The sequence below is a fragment of the Pseudanabaena sp. Chao 1811 genome, from assembly GCF_027942295.1.
GTDB lineage: Bacteria > Cyanobacteriota > Cyanobacteriia > Pseudanabaenales > Pseudanabaenaceae > Pseudanabaena.
Genome location: NZ_CP101416.1, coordinates 3,022,113 through 3,038,086, shown reverse-complemented (window position 1 = coordinate 3,038,086; position 15,974 = coordinate 3,022,113). Strand labels below are relative to the sequence as shown.

Here is a 15,974-nt window from a genome sequence, read left to right as displayed (position 1 = left end):
AAGATTAGTCAACTAATCTTATTTTATCTTGGCTTTATATTTAAGGTCAATCAACTAATCTTATTTTTGCGTTGCAAGTGTAGCGATCGCCTAGCAGCATTTTACTTAGTGCATTGTTAGGGCAATATTTCATGCTCAAGCGTATTCGGTTTGTTTCTACTGGCGCTTATACTCAGTCCTTTCAAGGACGTATAAAATTTCAGGTCTACAACATCTAGATATTGCGCATTTGGAGCAATGTCTGTTGATGGATTCTCAATTGATGCGATGTTGGCTTTGGCTGATAGATACAAATCATAATCAGATAAACTAGAAATAAATCAAATGGCATAAATTATGACAGCCTACGCCTTAAACTTACCCGATCACTTAAAGCAGGAAGTCGAACAGTTAGCCGAAAGTCAGGGAATTTCGCTGGATCAGTTTGTACTGTGGGCTGTTACAGAAAAGGTCAGTACGCTTAAAGCATCATTTTCTCTGATTGCTTATCGTCAAGGGGCAAGTGGACAAATTTTTCCTGTGGTTAAGGGAACGGCAGTAAGGGTGCAGACATTAGCGATCGCTGCTCACAAGTGGAGCATGAGTGTTGCTCAAATTGCTGATGAATACGATTTATCCGAGGAGCAGGTAACGGAAGCATTGAGATTTTATGCAGTAAATAAAGAACAGGTTGATTTGGCGATCGCTTCTGAGCAAGAATTAGATGCTATTCACTGTTAAGACAAAACTCCTTTTTATTCACCTTTTTATTCAATTGTTGTAGAGATACCCCATTATGTTGTACGAACTAAAAGATGAAGACTACTTTAAATTGTGGATGTACTTTGAAGATAGGGCTGACAAAATCAAGGCAGCAATGCTTAGTATGTTCACTTGGCTTGTAGGTTTTAAAGTCGCACTTCTCAGTTTTATCTTTGCCAATTTTGCTAATTATGATGCATCAAAAGCGAAATTGGAACTCTATGTGATTGTTATTAGTGCGGCTTTTGCAGGTTTGGCTATTTGCTGGTACTCATTTTCAATGCTCTCAGAGTCAGGGCATCACATTCAAAGAAATTGGGATAGGTCAAAGAATTTTAGGAAGAGAGTATTCCGCATTGATAATATACTTCGCGGAAAAAATGACAAGAAGGAAGAGAAAAGTATATGGAAACGGATTTATGATCCACCCCAACCACCTCTTTGTAGAAAAGACAAACTATGGAGCCTACTAATAAAGGAAATAGAAATTTGGGATCAACTTAAAGTTATTGCTGTGCTATTCGGATTGGCTTTTTTTGCTATCCCTGTAATGTATTTCTTTGGGGCGATCGCTTTTTGATGAGTTGAGTTTTAGGTGATCGCGTGTTGTTGAGATTGAGTTAGGGGCGATCGCTTTTACAAAATAATCAAGCATGACAAAATAAAAACGATGATTACAGTCATAGCTAGATATGTTAATTCCCAACGCTAACAACGCTGTTGTTGACATTCGTAAATTGCGGGATTACTGTCTTAATCTAGAACATGATGACGGCAAACATAAAGCCAGACTATTCGCCTCAATGCTTGGCATGAAAGCAGAAAATGCTGAAGAATTAAGACTAATTCTGCTAGAGATTATCACAACACATGAAGCTAAATTAGGCAGATCTGATAGATTTGGGCAACGATACACTGTGGATTTTGAGATTACATGGCAAAATAGAAATGCAATCCTGCGGAGTGGATGGATTATTGAACATGGTTCAGATATTCCAAAACTAACGACTTGCTACCCTCTATAGTCAGTGGAGATGATAAATATGTTAACAAGTTCAGTAAAACTTCTAGATGTCGTAGCTCTGACTGTCGATCTTCCCCAAGATAATCTATGGCGTGGACAAGTTGGCACAGTCGTTGAGATACTTGCCAATGGTCAAGCCTTTGAAGTCGAGTTTAGCGATCGCAATGGTCGCACATACGAATCATTAGGATTAACTCCAGAAGAATTCATGATTCTACATTTCGAGCCAATATTACCTAATTCCAAAGCTCAATTAGTCACAGTATAATTTTTGTACAAATTGAGGCGATCGCAATTTGTTGGGATTGAGTTGAGGGCGATCACACTTACTCATAATGAGTCCACATTCTAATTATTTTAATAGTCTTCTCAGACTCAATCACCTCATAGATAAGACGGTGTTGAACATTGATTCTGCGTGAATATGCACCTGAGAAGTCACCAACCAATTTTTCATAGGGTGGTGGATTCTGAAATGGATTTATTTGAATTATAGACAGAAGTTCGGCAACTTTACCTTTGAGATTACTTGCAGATATTTCCTTTGCATCTTTTTGAGATTGCTTGGTGTATACCAATTTCCACATCACCATTCTAATGTCTCTCTGCAATCATGAACAGAAGTTGATAAACCTTCAACAATTGATTCACGCATTTTAGGAATTGAGAGCAAATATATTGTTTCCTGAATACCGCGCCATTCATCTTCAGAAATTAAAACAGAATTACCTTCTAAAATTTTTACATCCTTAGTTTTAGCTTGTTGACGCTGTTTGAGAAATATGCAAAAGTCAAGAATTTCCTCAACTAGCGAGTCAGGAATTTGTTCGAGTTCTTTACTAAGTTGGTCTCTAATCGTCATTTGACCATCCCAATATTTTGATGTTTATTAATGTAATGGCATTCAATAAAGAGAAACTTCCTGTAGAAATTATACCTATTTTAGTTAAGAACAATACAAAGTATTGATTGCGAGTTGTTGAGATTGAGTTGAGGGGCGATCGCTGCATTTTTGGTACTAACCCATTGGACAAGTGTTTTTTATCCCAAAATAATCAGCAACTTAACGATAAGTATTTTTACTCATGACTAGTTCAAGATGGACAGATTTGTGTAAAATTATTAAGACTTTGTAAAAAAGCAACTTTATATACTAAAAACTTAAATTTTTATGGCAAAAAAGAATCTAGCAAGCTTGACTGCTGATGACTTGGCAGGCAAAAAGGTATTAGTCAGAGTCGATTTCAACGTTCCTCAAGACGAAACTGGCAAAATTACCGACGATACCCGTATCCGTGCAGCGTTGCCAACTATTAAGTATTTGACCGATGCTGGTGCGCGTGTCATCCTCACCAGTCACTTCGGCAGACCCAAGGGCGTTACCGAAGGTCTTCGCCTCAATGCTGTAGCTGCACGTTTGTCAGAATTGATCGGTAAGTCTGTAGTCAAGACCGATGACTGTATCGGTGATGCGGTCGCAGCTCAAGTTAATGCCCTCAACAATGGTGATGTGGCTTTGCTAGAAAACGTTCGTTTCTATCCTGAAGAAGAAAAGAACGATCCTGAATTTGCTAAAAAGTTAGCTTCCTTGGCTGACATCTATGTAAATGATGCTTTTGGTACTGCTCACCGCGCCCATGCTTCGACCGAAGGCGTAACCAAGTACATCAGCACCTCCGTTGCAGGCTTCTTGCTCGACAAGGAATTGCAATACCTCAGTGGTGCGATCGACAATCCTCAGCGTCCTCTCGCCGCGATCGTTGGTGGTTCCAAAGTTTCCAGCAAGATTGGCGTTATCGAAACCTTGCTCGATAAGGTTGACGTACTGCTCATTGGCGGCGGCATGATCTTCACCTTCTACAAAGCTCGTGGCTTAAGTGTTGGTAAGTCCCTCGTTGAAGAAGATAAGCTAGACCTCGCTCGCGCTCTCGAAAAGAAAGCAGCAGAACGTGGTGTTAAGTTCTTGCTCCCTACCGATGTGGTAGTTGCTGATAACTTCAAGCCTGATGCTGATTCTCAAACCGTTAGCATTAACGCTATTCCCGATGGTTGGATGGGCTTAGATATTGGTCCTGACTCCGTTAAGGTATTCCAAGATGCGCTTGCAGATTGCAAATCCGTAATCTGGAACGGTCCTATGGGTGTATTTGAATTTGATAAGTTTGCCGTTGGTACTGAAGCGATCGCCCATACCCTCGCAGACTTGACTGGCAAAGGCACAATCACCATTATCGGTGGTGGTGACTCCGTAGCCGCAGTTGAGAAGGTTGGTGTTGCTGAAAAGATGAGCCACATCTCCACTGGTGGTGGTGCAAGCTTAGAATTGCTCGAAGGCAAGATCCTCCCCGGTATTGCTGCTTTGAACGAAGCTTAATTTTTCAATTAGCCTTGCTAAATAAAAAAGGGTCGCTGAGCGACCCTTTTTTATTTAGCGGAAATTATCAGGATTGAGTCTTCTGCCACTGCTACCCGTAAAACCACTGTTGGTTAGACTTGCACCAGTACCACCATCGCTAGGATCAAGGAAGGGCTTCAAGTACAAGTTGCCACCACGAATATTAGTGGTAGCTGTTGGGCGGTTTGAAGATAGTACTGAATTGAGAACACCATTGATCCCTGAGAGATCAATACCCAAGCCGAGGTCACTAGTAATGTCACCTAATGATCGATCGCGCCCACGATAGGTATTTACTGCTGTAGTTTGCTGACCACTATCAGCGGTGGTGAGATTACCAAATACGCGATCGCGAGTGGCGATGGGATCTTGACCATTGGGGACTGTCAAGACAATTCGACAAGCAGAATTTTTGTCCGTCGTAGCACAAATGACGTTATAGCCATTCTCAGTACTGGTTCGCATTTCTACTAAACCATCAGGACGATAGGATTCGAGACGGCGGCTGATTTCATTACAACGACGTTCAGGTGACCAACCATCACCCATTGCGCTGGGGGCAGCCCAAGGGAAGTATTTTTGAGGCTGACTCTTCGGCTGATAGACGACAATATATTGACCATCACGCACTTGACAGCTAAATCTTGCCGTTTTGTTGTCAGTGGGATTTGCGGCTTTATCATTGGGCTTATCAGATGGCAGTGGTGCAGAACTGGGATTAGTTTCAATGGGGATAACTTGGGCAACACTTGGTAAGGCGATCGCGATCGCTAGCGGGAAACTCATGGCGATCGCTGATAGGGAAACAGCAGATCGTCGAAATTTTGGAGACAATTGGAGTTTCATAGGATTAGCAGGTGTGTAAGGAGTGGTTAATAATCAAGTGGTGAATCAATCACAAATGGCGAAACATAAATCTCCCCCCAAGGCTTTTATGTCTATTTTGTTTGTATGGTGGCGTTATGCTGTGAGTCTATGGAAAATATTGTTCAACTATGGGGCTAACCATATCTTAATGACATAGGTTTTAGCGAAAATGTTTCCAAGTAATTCACTACCACATCCTCACAAAATCTTCACAAGTTAAGAGAGGATGTTTTAACGGTAGTCCTAGATTTAAATAGGTAAGGATGGACGGCGCTTCGCGCCGTCCATCCTTACCTATTTATTTTAATCAATTTCACCTTCTTCAACTTCCGCTTCTACAGGTAAAGGTTCTCGCAAAATTACAGTATTTTGCAGTTTCCCAATACCTTCGATTTCGATATATACGCGATCGCCTTCCTGCATAGGACCAACTCCTTCAGGCGTGCCAGTGATAATAATGTCCCCAGGGAGTAAGGTCATAATCTGGCTAATGTAGGACACGATATATTCTGGCGAAAAGACCATCTCATCAATGGCGGCAGATTGCAGTGGTTTTTTGCCATCGTTCACAAAAGTTTGCAATACTGCGGTAGGACTAATCTCACGCACAATCCAAGGACCTAAGGGACAGAAAGTATCAAAGCCCTTGCCTCTTGTCCATTGACTATCACTGCGTTGAAGATCTCTAGCGGTGACATCATTAGCGATCGTATAACCCCAAATTGCGGCGATCGCCTGATTGGGTGTCAAGTTAAAACAACGCTCACCAATTACTAAAGCCAGTTCGCCTTCATACTCCACCCGTTTAGACTGCGGTGGCAAGGCAATTTCATCATCAGGAGAAATTAATGTCGTCGTTGGCTTTAAAAATAAAATCGGCTCCTTGGGTACTTCACCACCCATCTCGGCTGCATGAGCCGAATAGTTTTTACCCACAGCAACAATTTTGCTGGGTTCGCACGGATACAAAAGTTGATAAGTATCTGGAGCAAGTAATTCACCATTTGGCTCCCCTCCCAGCCAAGGTGCTGTATTGAGTACCTTTACGGCTTGATTTAACTCTAACAACCCGTAATAAACTTGTCCTTGGGCAGTTTTTACGCGAACATAACGATCCGCCATAACATCTTTTTTCGTAATTTAAATATTTTTTAAAGAGGGGAAAACCTAGCAGCATTGATTATATAGCAATCGCCATAATAAACCTAGATAAGCGAATGTCGCACTGGGTATAACATAAAACGCGATCGCCGTTCATATTGGACTTTCTTAGATGTCCTATTAAGTTAACTTGAGATAGGGTCGCCAATACTTACCACAAATTGCATCTTTGATTGATATCTGACTGGCGATTTTTACATTAGCAAATTGGAATATGAATCTATCTACATTTATCTTGCTTTCCCTTGGTGTTGGTGTTGTTTTTGGAACTTTGCTCAATACAACTTTTCCTGACAATATTGAACTCATTAATCAAACTTTTTTGGCTCCAGTTGGTGAATCTTTTTTAAGGTTGATTCAGTTTGTGGTAGTTCCTATTGTCTTCTCTTCACTAATCATGGGCTTAACGAGAATTCAAGGAGCAGGGCAGGTTGGGCGATATACGATCAAATTAATGACGAGCTACGTGGTTACTAGTACGATCGCTCTAGGCGTGGGCATGGGAACTGCCTATTTTTTACAACCAGGGAGTGGGGTAACGGGATTGATCGTATCTGAGACGATTAACATCACCGAAGCACCTTCTCTTATATCTTGGTTAGTTAGTCTTATTCCTGTCAATCCCTTAGAAGCCCTGAGTAATGGGAATTTATTACAAATCATTTTTTCAGCCGTTTTATTAGGGATTGGTGTCCAACTTGCTGCGGATAAAGCCAAACCATTTGTGGAATTCATTGAGAGTATCTATCACATTAGCGAGAAAACTCTATCCGTAATTCTCTATGTTGCACCCTTGGGAGTATTTGCCTTAATGAGTTCAACGATCGCTACTCAAGGCTTAGACCTAGTTGCGAAATTATTCCTTTATGTAGTGGGCTTAGTCATATCCTCCAGTATCATGCTGTGCTTAGATATGCTAATTTTATTTGCCCTCAAAGCTGACCCGATTAAATTTTTGCGGAGTCTGTCCGAGGCGATCGCCCTAGCCTTTGGTACGGCTAGCTCTAATGCCGCTTTACCTGTCGTATTACAGAATATTCAAGAGAATTATGGATTACGCGAAGAGATTGCTAGTTTTGCAATTCCTTTAGGTACTGCCCTTAAGCGCGATGGTGCAGCAATTTTACAGGGATTTAATGCTTTATTTGTAGTGCAAATCTATCAAGTTCCCTTAACTCCTTCCTTACTAATGGCGATCGCCCTGAGTAGCCTACTTGTTTCTTTTAGTACCCCCGGAGTGCCTGGTGCTGCCTTGATTACAATGGCAACAGTACTTTCGGCATCGGGACTCCCATTAGAAGCGATCGCTTTAGTAGCAGGAATTGACCGACTTACCGATGGTTTAAAAACCGTCGTGAATATTATTGGTAATAGCGTAAATGCGATTATCCTTAGTCATTGGGAATCGGAAGAAGTATTAGAGATAGAAGAAATTAAGCCAATATCTGCCCTCAAGAGCTAATAGAATCTGCTTTGCCTAACTTACTCTTAAAATCCACGCACATCTTGAGGTAAAAAGGTGCGATCGCTTGGCAAAAGTGCCACAGGTTCTGTCAGCGTGAATTCTCCCTTAACAATCCAATCCTTGAGAGTCTTCGCCGCCTCTTCCGATAGATGCAGGCTAGCAAGAGGTGCAGTTCGTACAGTTGTGCCTGAAATTTCGATTTTGCCAGACTTGAGCTGAGCATAGGAAACAGAACCAAATATTGGACGCACCCGTCGGGGGATGGAGAAATCGATTACAGGTGCAACGAGTTGTTCATCTATTACAGCAGCTCTAGCAACTACTTCTTCATCAATTACAGGTAAAGGCACGGCAACACCCATCATCAGCGACGCACCATAGTTACGGAAATAGCAACCACGCACCCATTCAGGAGTCATTTGCTTAGCATCACCGATTAGCGCCAAAGTCGCCGCAGGTCCAATCGGGGTACGATTCTCTAAACGCTTTTGCAATGGGAAATGCTGGGTTCCTTCCCATGCCACATAGCCAATACCACCACCCATAAAGATACGTGTACCAATCCCAATCAATTGCAAATCAGGATCATTCCATAATGGCGAAATTGCCCCAGGATTAGAATAGACTGCATTTCCTAAGCGTGGCTGAAGTGGACCCAAATAAGTGTAAAGAGTTTCTTCACCTCCATTCACACCGACAATAAAATTTTGATAGAGATTGCGAGGATTAAAAAGATAGAACTGATTGATCGAATCCTTCGTAATTGTCGTCTCAAAATTAGCACGCGGATAACAATCGTTAGGATGTCCGATCGCTTTAAAGTTAACTGTCTTGCCTGCAATTAAATCCGCAATCACATGACCGCCGCCACGATTTTGGACACCTTCATCATTAGCCTCTGGTTCTTGGGTTGCACCTAAATAAATATCAACAGCTCCAAATCCCGCATAGGCAGGTACACCATCAATCCAGCAAGTGCGAATCTTGATCGGTGGATCGGTATGTCCTAAATTGAGAATTGCCCCCGATGATTCCATGGGTTCAAATGTGCCTGTAACGATCACATCTACTTTTTTTGTCGCCTGCGTAACCCCAATATCGGCAACAAGGGTTTTAAGCTCAGTCGCAGTTAGGACTTTAGCCTTACCAGCTTTGATTTTGTCATTAATATCGGCGATCGTTTGGGGCATAGGACTTTGCTGAATTGAAATTATCTAGAAATATAGCGCTTGAGAATTTAATGAGTAATGAGAAGTTGTGGAGCAAATTCCCATTACTCAAAATGTGGGCAGTGACCAACCGTTATTAGACAATGTACCTGCATGGATGCGATCTAAGGCTCTTTTACCACCCCAGCGATCGACAATTTTATCGTCATATTCATCAGCAATTTCCATCACCGCCTTTACCGAAGCTTCCAATTCTTTCATGGTGCAAGTTGAACCAACGATGGAATGTTCAAAGAGAATTTCATTGTCTGGTGAAATTCCAAAAGCACCAAAAATCATCTTGGCATTTTCTTCTAATAAATATCGCATCAGTTCAGGTTTTAATTCAGCTCCGACCACTACATATGATCGCGTATTAATTACCGCGTCATTTTCGTCCCAAGGAAAAACTAATATTTCTACTAAGGCTGATCCAACAAACATTCCTAATCCGGGGAAATCTTGGCGAGCGCAGGGATATTTGCCAAAAATCTCTTGGATCCACGTTACTACTTTTTCATAGCAGGCTTCTTGAGCGCTAGTTTGGAATTTCAAGTTATTTGCCTCCATAGGTTGATCAAACTGGGCGATTTTGGCAATCAGTATAGTAGCTAAGCTAATCAGAACTATACCCATAGGCAGTTACATTTTCCAAGCATTATTTGAATATTTCCCAAGAAAAAGAAGATGGCAATCAGTGCCATCTTCTTTTTCGCGGTTGATCGACGGCAATTAAACCCGTCATAAAGCAATAACGCCTTGTACTATGATGGATAAATCTTAAGAGATACAAAAATTTGCCTTACACTTCTTACGTTTAGGAGGAAACATAGTTGGCTAGTCGCTTCTTATTTACATCTGAATCGGTTACGGAAGGACATCCTGATAAAATTTGCGATCAGATTTCCGATACGATTCTTGATACCTTGTTGGCTCAAGATCCGCGATCGCGTGTCGCTGCCGAGGTTGTAGTAAACACTGGTCTGGTCTTGATCACAGGGGAAATTACAACCAAAGCGCATGTCAATTACGTCGATATTGCCCGTAAAAAAATTGCTGAAATTGGTTATACCAATGCTGATAATGGTTTCTCGGCAAATAGCTGTGCGGTAATCGTCGCCCTTGATGAACAGTCTCCAGATATTGCTCAGGGCGTGAATGTTGCCCTCGAAGCCCGTACTGGTGAAGAAGAAGATGCTGCCCTCGAAGCAGTGGGTGCTGGTGACCAAGGGATTATGTTTGGGTTTGCCTGTGACGAAACACCTGAATTTATGCCCATGCCGATCGCGATCGCCCATCGCCTCGCCCGTCAGCTATCGGTTGTCCGAAAAAATGGCACATTACCTTATTTACGTCCCGATGGCAAAACCCAAGTTACTGTAGTTTACGAAGGTGATAAGCCCGTTGCGATCGACACCATCCTCATCTCGACCCAGCATGATGCAGTGATCGATGGCATTACTGACGAAGCCAAAGTACAGGAAAAAATCAAAGCTGATCTCTGGACTCATGTAGTCTTGCCTAGCTTTGCTGATACTTCTGTTAAGCCTAATGACCAAACTCGCTATCTGGTTAACCCCACAGGCAAATTTGTAATTGGGGGACCTCAAGGTGATTCTGGTCTCACTGGACGCAAAATTATTGTCGATACCTACGGCGGCTATGCTCGTCATGGTGGTGGCGCTTTCTCTGGCAAAGATCCCACAAAGGTCGATCGCAGTGCTGCCTATGCGGCGCGTCATGCAGCGAAAAACATTGTGGCAGCAGGTTTGGCTAGCAAGTGCGAGTTACAAATCAGTTATGCGATCGGTGTGGCACGTCCTACCAGTATGCACATCGATACCTTTGGCACGGGCAAGGTGGATGAAGAAACCCTATTACGTCTAGTCAAAGACAATTTTGATTTGCGTCCTGCGGCAATCATCAAGAATTTTGATTTACAAAATCTACCTAGTACTAGAGGTGGTCGTTTCTATCAAAATGTCGCCGCCTATGGTCACTTAGGTCGTAACGATCTCGATCTTCCTTGGGAACGCTTAGACAAAGTAGAAATCTTGAAAAAGAACGCTTAATAATAGAAAGGCTCGCTAAGCGAGCCTTTCTATTATTAAGCTTAGATATTTCCAAATTTATGCTCACTAACACTCTAAACATTAGCGATCGCTTACAGATTCTTTTGCAAGAACTAAAATCACAATTGCAAGAGCTTTATGGCGATCGCCTATTTTCAGTGTTGCTATATGGATCTGTCCCTAGAGGCGAAGCAACTGCTGATTCAGATATTGATGTGTTAGTAGTTCTAAAAGAGCAAGTGTTGCCAGTTCAAGAGGTTCGGCGGATGGCAGATATTCGCTTATATTTTTTGTTAGAAGTAGCTGGGCGCAATTAAATATAAAACCCTAAAAGCTGTGGCGCACGCGCAGCGTGCGTCACAGCTTTTGGTTCTATTTTTTAATTATGCCTAGCTACTGAGTTTGGCGAGTTGGTTTCGATTATGCCAATGTCGCTAGATGAGTTTAGCGATCTCTCGGCATCTTTTGCGAGTAAAGTACGCCGTGAAGGGATCGCTTTATAAAAATAAGTTGAGCAGATTTATAATATTGACTTAGCATCTGATTAACAAAGGTGATTTTGATGATGTCAACACTACTATATGATTCGGACTTTTATCGTTGGACGGTTGAGCAGGTTGAGCGTTTACGTTTAGGGAAATGGGATGGCTTAGATATAGAAAATTTAGCTGAGGAAATTGAAGCTTTGGGGAGCCAAAAAAGGTCTGAGTTGGAAAATAGTTTAGCAATTTTGTTGGGGCATTTGATTAAGTGGGATTTGCAGCCGAGGTTGCGCGGTAAAAGTTGGCGACTGACCATCAAAGAGCAAAGAATTCAAATAAAAAAACTAATCCGAAAAAATCCTAGCCTAAAGTCCTATCTATCGGAAGCGATCACTGATGGCTTTGAGTTAGCTTTAGTTCTTGCAGAAAAAGAAACTCGTCTTAAACCCAAGGATTTACCAAAAGAATGTCCTTATTCTATTGAACAAATTTTTGATGAGAACTTTCCTATTGGCATCCAAAATGTTTAAAACCCCTGTTACATAATGATCACCATTATGATCACCATTTTTTTGACAGAGTTAAAAGTATAGCCTTCTTATTTAAAAATCATACATCTAAAAACTCGACACAAATCGTATTGATTTAAGGACTTGCTTTTCGTTTTTTGTTTCTGTAAAGTTTAGAATAAGTTTTCAAGCAGGGGTGAGATTTACCAAGTTTTAGACAGTTAATCGCATAGATGGGCAGTAAGTTCCACTTTGCTGCGTTTGTAGCGAGTTTATTCACTATTTTTAAATTAAAAGCGAGTTGTCGAGGTTCATATCTCCGATTTTTTTGTGGTCTACAAAATGGCTTATAGAGAATAAAGTCGGAATCTCAATCTTTCTAAATTATCGATTTCTAACTACAGTTAAGTAGCTAGGCATAAGAAAACTCGTAATAGCTCAACATAGGAAAATTGACAAAAAGGCAAAAGCTGATAAATTAAAGAAATGAAGGAACTACCCAACCTAAAAGAACTAACAGACGAGGCAAAAGAAGCTTTGATAGTGAAGTTATGGGAAGAACTACAAAAACTACAGAAACAGCTAGAAAAGAAACCAAAGAAGACCGCAAAGAACTCAAGTTTGCCACCAGCCAAAGGATTTAAAGCCGAAATCAATAATCCAGAAGAAATAGAAGGCAAACGAGCAGGAAGCATAGGTAGAGACGGAGGAGGTCGTCAACTGAGTGAAAATCCAGACCAAACAATCAAAGCAACCGTGAAAAGTTGTACAGAATGCGGGAAAGAGATTAGCGAGTCAATACAAGTATTACTGGAAAGATACGACAAGATCGACATACCACCAATCAAGCCAATCGTGACTAGAATCGAAAGGTATGGATGCAAGTGTGAGCATTGCGGACAGGAACAAATCGCAGCAGTACCCGTAGGTCTTGAAGTAGGAAGTCCCTTTGGAGATCGAATCGCCGCGCTAGTGACAACGATGAGATACAGTCACGGGATAAGCTATGGAAGAATGCAGCAAATGCTGAGCGAAGTATTTGGGTTAAAAATATCGGAAGGAGCAATCTCCAACCTCTTAACAAGAGTAAAAGGACAACTAGAATCTGAAGTATCAGGAATAATCCAAGCTCTGAGGACATCTCGATTAGTATGCAGTGATGAAACCAGTGCAAGGGTTAATGGCAAAAATCAATGGGAATGGGTATTCCAGAATGAGCAAGTATGTTTTCATATCATCCGACCTTCTAGAGGTGGAGATGTCATCACCGAAGTAATGGCAGAGCATCAACCAGAGGTATGGGTATCAGATTTGTTTAGCGCCCAAAAGACCAATCCAGCGACAGCATGGCAAGTTTGTCTTGCCCATCAACTCAGAGATTGTCAGTATGGAATTGATGCAGGAGACCATATTTTCTCTGGCAGGATGAAAAAACTGCTGCTACGAGCTTTGGTGCTGCGAAGGCGATGGTCGGATTTAGCTGACTCTACCCGTTACCAATACCGATGTCGATTGTTTCGAGATCTCGACAGTATTCTCTCTCTGTTACCCACTCAAGAAGATGGACTGAGATTACAGAAACGTTATCTGGAGTTACGAGAAAACTTATTTCTGTTTTTGGATGACCCCACGATCCCACCGACTAATAACTCTAGCGAACAGGCTTTGCGTTGGAGTCTCATTTTTAGAAAAGTTACGAATGGGTTTCGCTCTGATTGGGGACGTGACTTATTTGCGGCTGTTCGCTCGATTGTCAATACTGGAAAAAGACAAGGCTTCTCTGCTTTTGAGTCGATTCTTATCGCTTTGAATCCTCTCAAATCATTGCTTGCTTTAGGTTGAGCAATTACGAAAACTCAAAATAAGAAGTATCAAAGCCAAGAGAATCGTAACGGGAAAAAAGAGTATCTTCGATACCCCACAATAAATAATCCTCAGAGTCAAACATTTGTCCAGAAAGATGGTCACGCTTTAAATGCAACCACTCCAATTCAATGGGATTCATCTCAGAGCAATAGGTAGGCAATTGAAATAAAAATAAGCCTTTACGTTCCCACTCAGGAATTTTGAGTTGTACCGCCTTAGAGGTATGGGTAGAGCTATTGTCTTGACCAATGACAGTAATCACACGGTTAATCAAGAATAAATCCGCAGCTAAATCAGCCGGACAATGCTTCTAGAGTTGTTCCTTGAAATTGAGGAAGCAATTAGAAGAATTGAGAGAAGATTTTCAGACATCAACTCGCCTGAAGACTTTCTGTGTGATGATAATGGACTGGATCGACTAGATGGAATTGCAATGATGTTAGTCGCAATTGGGGAGAACATGAATAAACTTGAAAAAAAGATTAGCAAAAAAGCATTTGATCAGCATAATTTAATTACTCATATTACGCAGAAGTCTAAAAAGGTTTCAGGGAGTGCCATTCCAAGTAAGATTGCTGCAAAGCCTTGATATATAACTTGGATTTGAGAGCAAAATGATTGAGTTTAGAATTAAGTTTGAGAACCTCCAATTTCACATATCCCCACAAAGCAGCAAAGAAGTGATTGGCTTGACTATCAACTGTCTTGGTCGGTGATTTGCATAGACTAACGTTTTGCTTCAAAGACTTGTGATATTCTTCAACTTTCCAGCGTTTACGGTAGATTGTTGTAATTTGCTTGTAGGTGATTGTTAGGTCGCTAGTGACTAGATAGAGAATACCAATACTGTGATCTTCGTTTACGAAGACTTGCTTAATTAGCGCTAAGGGGAGAGTGTAAAGTGAAGTGTGTAAAGTCTGGGATATATACAGAGAGATGATCTAGACACACAATTACCAACACTAAAACTGATGAATATACGCAAAGAATTGCTCGACGAATTGCTGCAAGAATGTAAAACACCACCTGACCTATTCGGAGAAGGAGGCATTCTGAAACAACTGACAACCGCGTTGGTGGAGAGAGCCTTGGAAGCAGAACTATCAACCCATCTGGGATACGGTAAGCACGAACCAAGACCAGAAGGACAAACCAACAGTCGCAATGGCTATAGCCAGAAAAAAGTGCAAGGTGACTTTGGCGTAGCCGAAATCGCAGTCCCCCGAGATCGGCAAGGGGAGTTTGAACCGCAGATGGTGAAGAAAGGACAAAGTCGCTTGTCAGGACTAGATGAAAAGATCATTGCTCTCTACGCACGAGGTATGAGTGTCAGGGATATTCAAGCCCAGTTGCAAGAAATGTATGGTGTTGAAGTATCACCAACACTTATTTCCAATGTTACAGATGCAGTAATTGACGAGGTGAAGCAATGGCAAAACCGTCCCCTTGAAGCAGTCTATCCAATCGTCTTTCTGGACTGTCTAGTCATCAAAGTCCGAGACAATGGCAGAGTGATTAACAAATCCTTGTACTTTGCCTTGGGCGTGAATATGGACGGGTACAAGGAATTACTGGGTATGTGGATTTCTCCGAATGAAGGTGCGAAATTCTGGTTGTCAGTACTCACCGAAATTCACAACTGTGGGGTCAAAGATATTTTGATTGCCTGTGTCGATGGCTTGACTGGTTTCCCTAATGCGATTGAGACGGTATTTCCTAAAACTCAGGTGCAGTTATGCATTGTCCACATGGTCAGAAACTCGGTCGCTTTTGTACCTTGGCAACAACGCAAGCAAGTTTGTGCTGACCTCAAGGCTATTTATAGCGCGGCGACGGAATCGGAGGCTGAGTTTAATCTCGAACTCTTTGCTGAAAAGTGGGACAAGCAATATCCATCAATCTCCAAGTCTTGGCGCAGTCATTGGGCAAACATTATCCCCTTCTTTGCTTTCCCGACCGAGATTCGCAGGGCGATTTATACCACCAATGCGATTGAGTCGATGAACAGTAGTTTGCGGAAGGTGATTAAATCCCAACAGATTTTTCCCTCTGATGATGCTGCTTTCAAGCTCGTTTATTTAGCAATGCGGAATATCTCGAAGAAGTGGACGATGCCGATTCGTGATTGGAAACCTGCTCTTAATCGCTTTGCCATCCTCTTCGAGGATCGTCTCCACGTCTAGC

General features: G+C 41.8%; 20 protein-coding genes. 12 read left to right on the top strand and 8 right to left on the bottom strand.

Features of this window, described 5'->3' with window-relative positions:
* Positions 1 to 336 precede the first annotated feature (336 nt).
* The 4 genes from NMG48_RS14010 (at position 337) to NMG48_RS13995 (ending at position 2,033) form a co-directional block, all read left to right on the top strand.
* A complete protein-coding gene (locus tag NMG48_RS14010) occupies positions 337 to 720 on the top strand; it encodes a DUF433 domain-containing protein (protein ID WP_271252135.1) in 384 nt (127 codons plus the stop codon).
* A 55-nt stretch (positions 721 to 775) separates the two neighbouring features.
* The gene (locus NMG48_RS14005) at positions 776 to 1,321 is read left to right on the top strand and encodes a hypothetical protein (protein ID WP_271252134.1); all 546 of its coding nucleotides are present in this window, start codon (positions 776 to 778) and stop codon (positions 1,319 to 1,321) included.
* Between the two features lie 112 nt (positions 1,322 to 1,433).
* Entirely contained in the window at positions 1,434 to 1,766 is a 333-nt protein-coding gene (locus NMG48_RS14000; protein ID WP_271252133.1) for a DUF6883 domain-containing protein, read from the top strand.
* Positions 1,767 to 1,784: 18 nt separating this feature from the next.
* Positions 1,785 to 2,033 carry a DUF4926 domain-containing protein gene (locus tag NMG48_RS13995; protein WP_271252132.1) on the top strand — a complete coding sequence of 83 codons (249 nt, stop codon included), beginning with the start codon at positions 1,785 to 1,787 and terminating at the stop codon, positions 2,031 to 2,033.
* A 58-nt stretch (positions 2,034 to 2,091) separates the two neighbouring features.
* Here the strand turns inward: NMG48_RS13995 and NMG48_RS13990 are convergent, their stop codons facing one another.
* Together NMG48_RS13990 and NMG48_RS13985 are read right to left on the bottom strand one after the other, a co-directional pair.
* Complete coding sequence (locus NMG48_RS13990; RefSeq protein WP_345961271.1) at positions 2,092 to 2,355, bottom strand: Txe/YoeB family addiction module toxin; 264 nt, start codon at positions 2,353 to 2,355, stop codon at positions 2,092 to 2,094.
* Entirely contained in the window at positions 2,352 to 2,627 is a 276-nt protein-coding gene (locus NMG48_RS13985; RefSeq protein WP_271252130.1) for a type II toxin-antitoxin system Phd/YefM family antitoxin, read from the bottom strand. Before NMG48_RS13985 ends, NMG48_RS13990 begins: the two co-directional genes overlap by 4 nt.
* A 309-nt stretch (positions 2,628 to 2,936) precedes the next feature.
* On the opposite strand from NMG48_RS13985, the gene NMG48_RS13980 reads away from it, so the two are divergent.
* The gene (locus NMG48_RS13980) at positions 2,937 to 4,139 is read left to right on the top strand and encodes a phosphoglycerate kinase (RefSeq protein ID WP_271252129.1); all 1,203 of its coding nucleotides are present in this window, start codon (positions 2,937 to 2,939) and stop codon (positions 4,137 to 4,139) included.
* A 54-nt stretch (positions 4,140 to 4,193) separates the two neighbouring features.
* Here the strand turns inward: NMG48_RS13980 and NMG48_RS13975 are convergent, their stop codons facing one another.
* Both NMG48_RS13975 and NMG48_RS13970 read right to left on the bottom strand, forming a co-directional pair.
* The gene (locus tag NMG48_RS13975) at positions 4,194 to 5,006 is read right to left on the bottom strand and encodes a COP23 domain-containing protein (RefSeq protein ID WP_271252128.1); all 813 of its coding nucleotides are present in this window, start codon (positions 5,004 to 5,006) and stop codon (positions 4,194 to 4,196) included.
* Positions 5,007 to 5,330: 324 nt separating this feature from the next.
* Positions 5,331 to 6,149 (bottom strand): fumarylacetoacetate hydrolase family protein, encoded by an 819-nt coding sequence (locus tag NMG48_RS13970; protein WP_271252127.1) that lies wholly within the window; start codon positions 6,147 to 6,149, stop codon positions 5,331 to 5,333.
* A 253-nt stretch (positions 6,150 to 6,402) separates the two neighbouring features.
* Between NMG48_RS13970 and NMG48_RS13965 the strand changes: the two genes are divergently transcribed.
* Positions 6,403 to 7,650, top strand: a complete 1,248-nt coding sequence (locus tag NMG48_RS13965) for a dicarboxylate/amino acid:cation symporter (protein WP_271252126.1) — start codon at positions 6,403 to 6,405, stop codon at positions 7,648 to 7,650.
* A 26-nt stretch (positions 7,651 to 7,676) separates the two neighbouring features.
* Here NMG48_RS13965 and NMG48_RS13960 read toward each other — a convergent pair whose 3' ends face one another.
* The gene (locus NMG48_RS13960; RefSeq protein ID WP_271252125.1) at positions 7,677 to 8,843 is read right to left on the bottom strand and encodes a homocysteine biosynthesis protein; all 1,167 of its coding nucleotides are present in this window, start codon (positions 8,841 to 8,843) and stop codon (positions 7,677 to 7,679) included.
* A gap of 87 nt (positions 8,844 to 8,930) precedes the next feature.
* Positions 8,931 to 9,431 (bottom strand): T3SS (YopN, CesT) and YbjN peptide-binding chaperone 1, encoded by a 501-nt coding sequence (locus NMG48_RS13955; protein WP_441339193.1) that lies wholly within the window; start codon positions 9,429 to 9,431, stop codon positions 8,931 to 8,933.
* Positions 9,432 to 9,694: 263 nt separating this feature from the next.
* Here NMG48_RS13955 and metK point away from each other — a divergent pair, with 263 nt between their 5' ends.
* From metK to tnpC, 4 genes are all read left to right on the top strand, one after another.
* Positions 9,695 to 10,933: a methionine adenosyltransferase gene (gene metK / locus NMG48_RS13950; protein ID WP_271252123.1), complete on the top strand. Its 1,239-nt coding sequence runs from the start codon at positions 9,695 to 9,697 to the stop codon at positions 10,931 to 10,933.
* A 59-nt stretch (positions 10,934 to 10,992) separates the two neighbouring features.
* Positions 10,993 to 11,250 carry a nucleotidyltransferase domain-containing protein gene (locus NMG48_RS13945; protein ID WP_271252122.1) on the top strand — a complete coding sequence of 86 codons (258 nt, stop codon included), beginning with the start codon at positions 10,993 to 10,995 and terminating at the stop codon, positions 11,248 to 11,250.
* Positions 11,251 to 11,495: 245 nt separating this feature from the next.
* The gene (locus NMG48_RS13940; RefSeq protein ID WP_271252121.1) at positions 11,496 to 11,945 is read left to right on the top strand and encodes a DUF29 domain-containing protein; all 450 of its coding nucleotides are present in this window, start codon (positions 11,496 to 11,498) and stop codon (positions 11,943 to 11,945) included.
* Between the two features lie 465 nt (positions 11,946 to 12,410).
* Complete coding sequence (gene tnpC / locus NMG48_RS13935) at positions 12,411 to 13,766, top strand: IS66 family transposase (protein WP_271252120.1); 1,356 nt, start codon at positions 12,411 to 12,413, stop codon at positions 13,764 to 13,766.
* A 4-nt stretch (positions 13,767 to 13,770) separates the two neighbouring features.
* On the opposite strand, the gene NMG48_RS13930 is transcribed toward tnpC, so the two are convergent.
* Positions 13,771 to 14,052: a transposase gene (locus tag NMG48_RS13930; protein ID WP_271252119.1), complete on the bottom strand. Its 282-nt coding sequence runs from the start codon at positions 14,050 to 14,052 to the stop codon at positions 13,771 to 13,773.
* A gap of 42 nt (positions 14,053 to 14,094) precedes the next feature.
* On the opposite strand from NMG48_RS13930, the gene NMG48_RS13925 reads away from it, so the two are divergent.
* Positions 14,095 to 14,379 (top strand): hypothetical protein, encoded by a 285-nt coding sequence (locus NMG48_RS13925; RefSeq protein WP_271252118.1) that lies wholly within the window; start codon positions 14,095 to 14,097, stop codon positions 14,377 to 14,379.
* On the opposite strand, the gene NMG48_RS21720 is transcribed toward NMG48_RS13925, so the two are convergent.
* Positions 14,327 to 14,575: a hypothetical protein gene (locus NMG48_RS21720; protein ID WP_345961269.1), complete on the bottom strand. Its 249-nt coding sequence runs from the start codon at positions 14,573 to 14,575 to the stop codon at positions 14,327 to 14,329. The two genes, NMG48_RS13925 and NMG48_RS21720, sit on opposite strands and share 53 nt — an antisense overlap.
* 186 nt (positions 14,576 to 14,761) lie before the next feature.
* On the opposite strand from NMG48_RS21720, the gene NMG48_RS13920 reads away from it, so the two are divergent.
* Positions 14,762 to 15,973 carry an IS256 family transposase gene (locus NMG48_RS13920; RefSeq protein ID WP_271252117.1) on the top strand — a complete coding sequence of 404 codons (1,212 nt, stop codon included), beginning with the start codon at positions 14,762 to 14,764 and terminating at the stop codon, positions 15,971 to 15,973.
* Position 15,974 lies beyond the last annotated feature (1 nt).

Coding starts and splice junctions, on each gene's coding strand:
- NMG48_RS14010 (WP_271252135.1), top strand. CDS start 337: ATGACAGCCTACGCCTTAAACTTACCCGATCACTTAAAGCAGGAAGTC.
- NMG48_RS14005 (WP_271252134.1), top strand. CDS start 776: ATGTTGTACGAACTAAAAGATGAAGACTACTTTAAATTGTGGATGTAC.
- NMG48_RS14000 (WP_271252133.1), top strand. CDS start 1,434: ATGTTAATTCCCAACGCTAACAACGCTGTTGTTGACATTCGTAAATTG.
- NMG48_RS13995 (WP_271252132.1), top strand. CDS start 1,785: ATGTTAACAAGTTCAGTAAAACTTCTAGATGTCGTAGCTCTGACTGTC.
- NMG48_RS13985 (WP_271252130.1), bottom strand. CDS start 2,627: ATGACGATTAGAGACCAACTTAGTAAAGAACTCGAACAAATTCCTGAC.
- NMG48_RS13980 (WP_271252129.1), top strand. CDS start 2,937: ATGGCAAAAAAGAATCTAGCAAGCTTGACTGCTGATGACTTGGCAGGC.
- NMG48_RS13975 (WP_271252128.1), bottom strand. CDS start 5,006: ATGAAACTCCAATTGTCTCCAAAATTTCGACGATCTGCTGTTTCCCTA.
- NMG48_RS13970 (WP_271252127.1), bottom strand. CDS start 6,149: ATGGCGGATCGTTATGTTCGCGTAAAAACTGCCCAAGGACAAGTTTAT.
- NMG48_RS13965 (WP_271252126.1), top strand. CDS start 6,403: ATGAATCTATCTACATTTATCTTGCTTTCCCTTGGTGTTGGTGTTGTT.
- NMG48_RS13960 (WP_271252125.1), bottom strand. CDS start 8,843: ATGCCCCAAACGATCGCCGATATTAATGACAAAATCAAAGCTGGTAAG.
- NMG48_RS13955 (WP_441339193.1), bottom strand. CDS start 9,431: ATGGAGGCAAATAACTTGAAATTCCAAACTAGCGCTCAAGAAGCCTGC.
- NMG48_RS13945 (WP_271252122.1), top strand. CDS start 10,993: ATGCTCACTAACACTCTAAACATTAGCGATCGCTTACAGATTCTTTTG.
- NMG48_RS13940 (WP_271252121.1), top strand. CDS start 11,496: ATGATGTCAACACTACTATATGATTCGGACTTTTATCGTTGGACGGTT.
- tnpC (WP_271252120.1), top strand. CDS start 12,411: ATGAAGGAACTACCCAACCTAAAAGAACTAACAGACGAGGCAAAAGAA.
- NMG48_RS13925 (WP_271252118.1), top strand. CDS start 14,095: ATGCTTCTAGAGTTGTTCCTTGAAATTGAGGAAGCAATTAGAAGAATT.
- NMG48_RS13920 (WP_271252117.1), top strand. CDS start 14,762: ATGAATATACGCAAAGAATTGCTCGACGAATTGCTGCAAGAATGTAAA.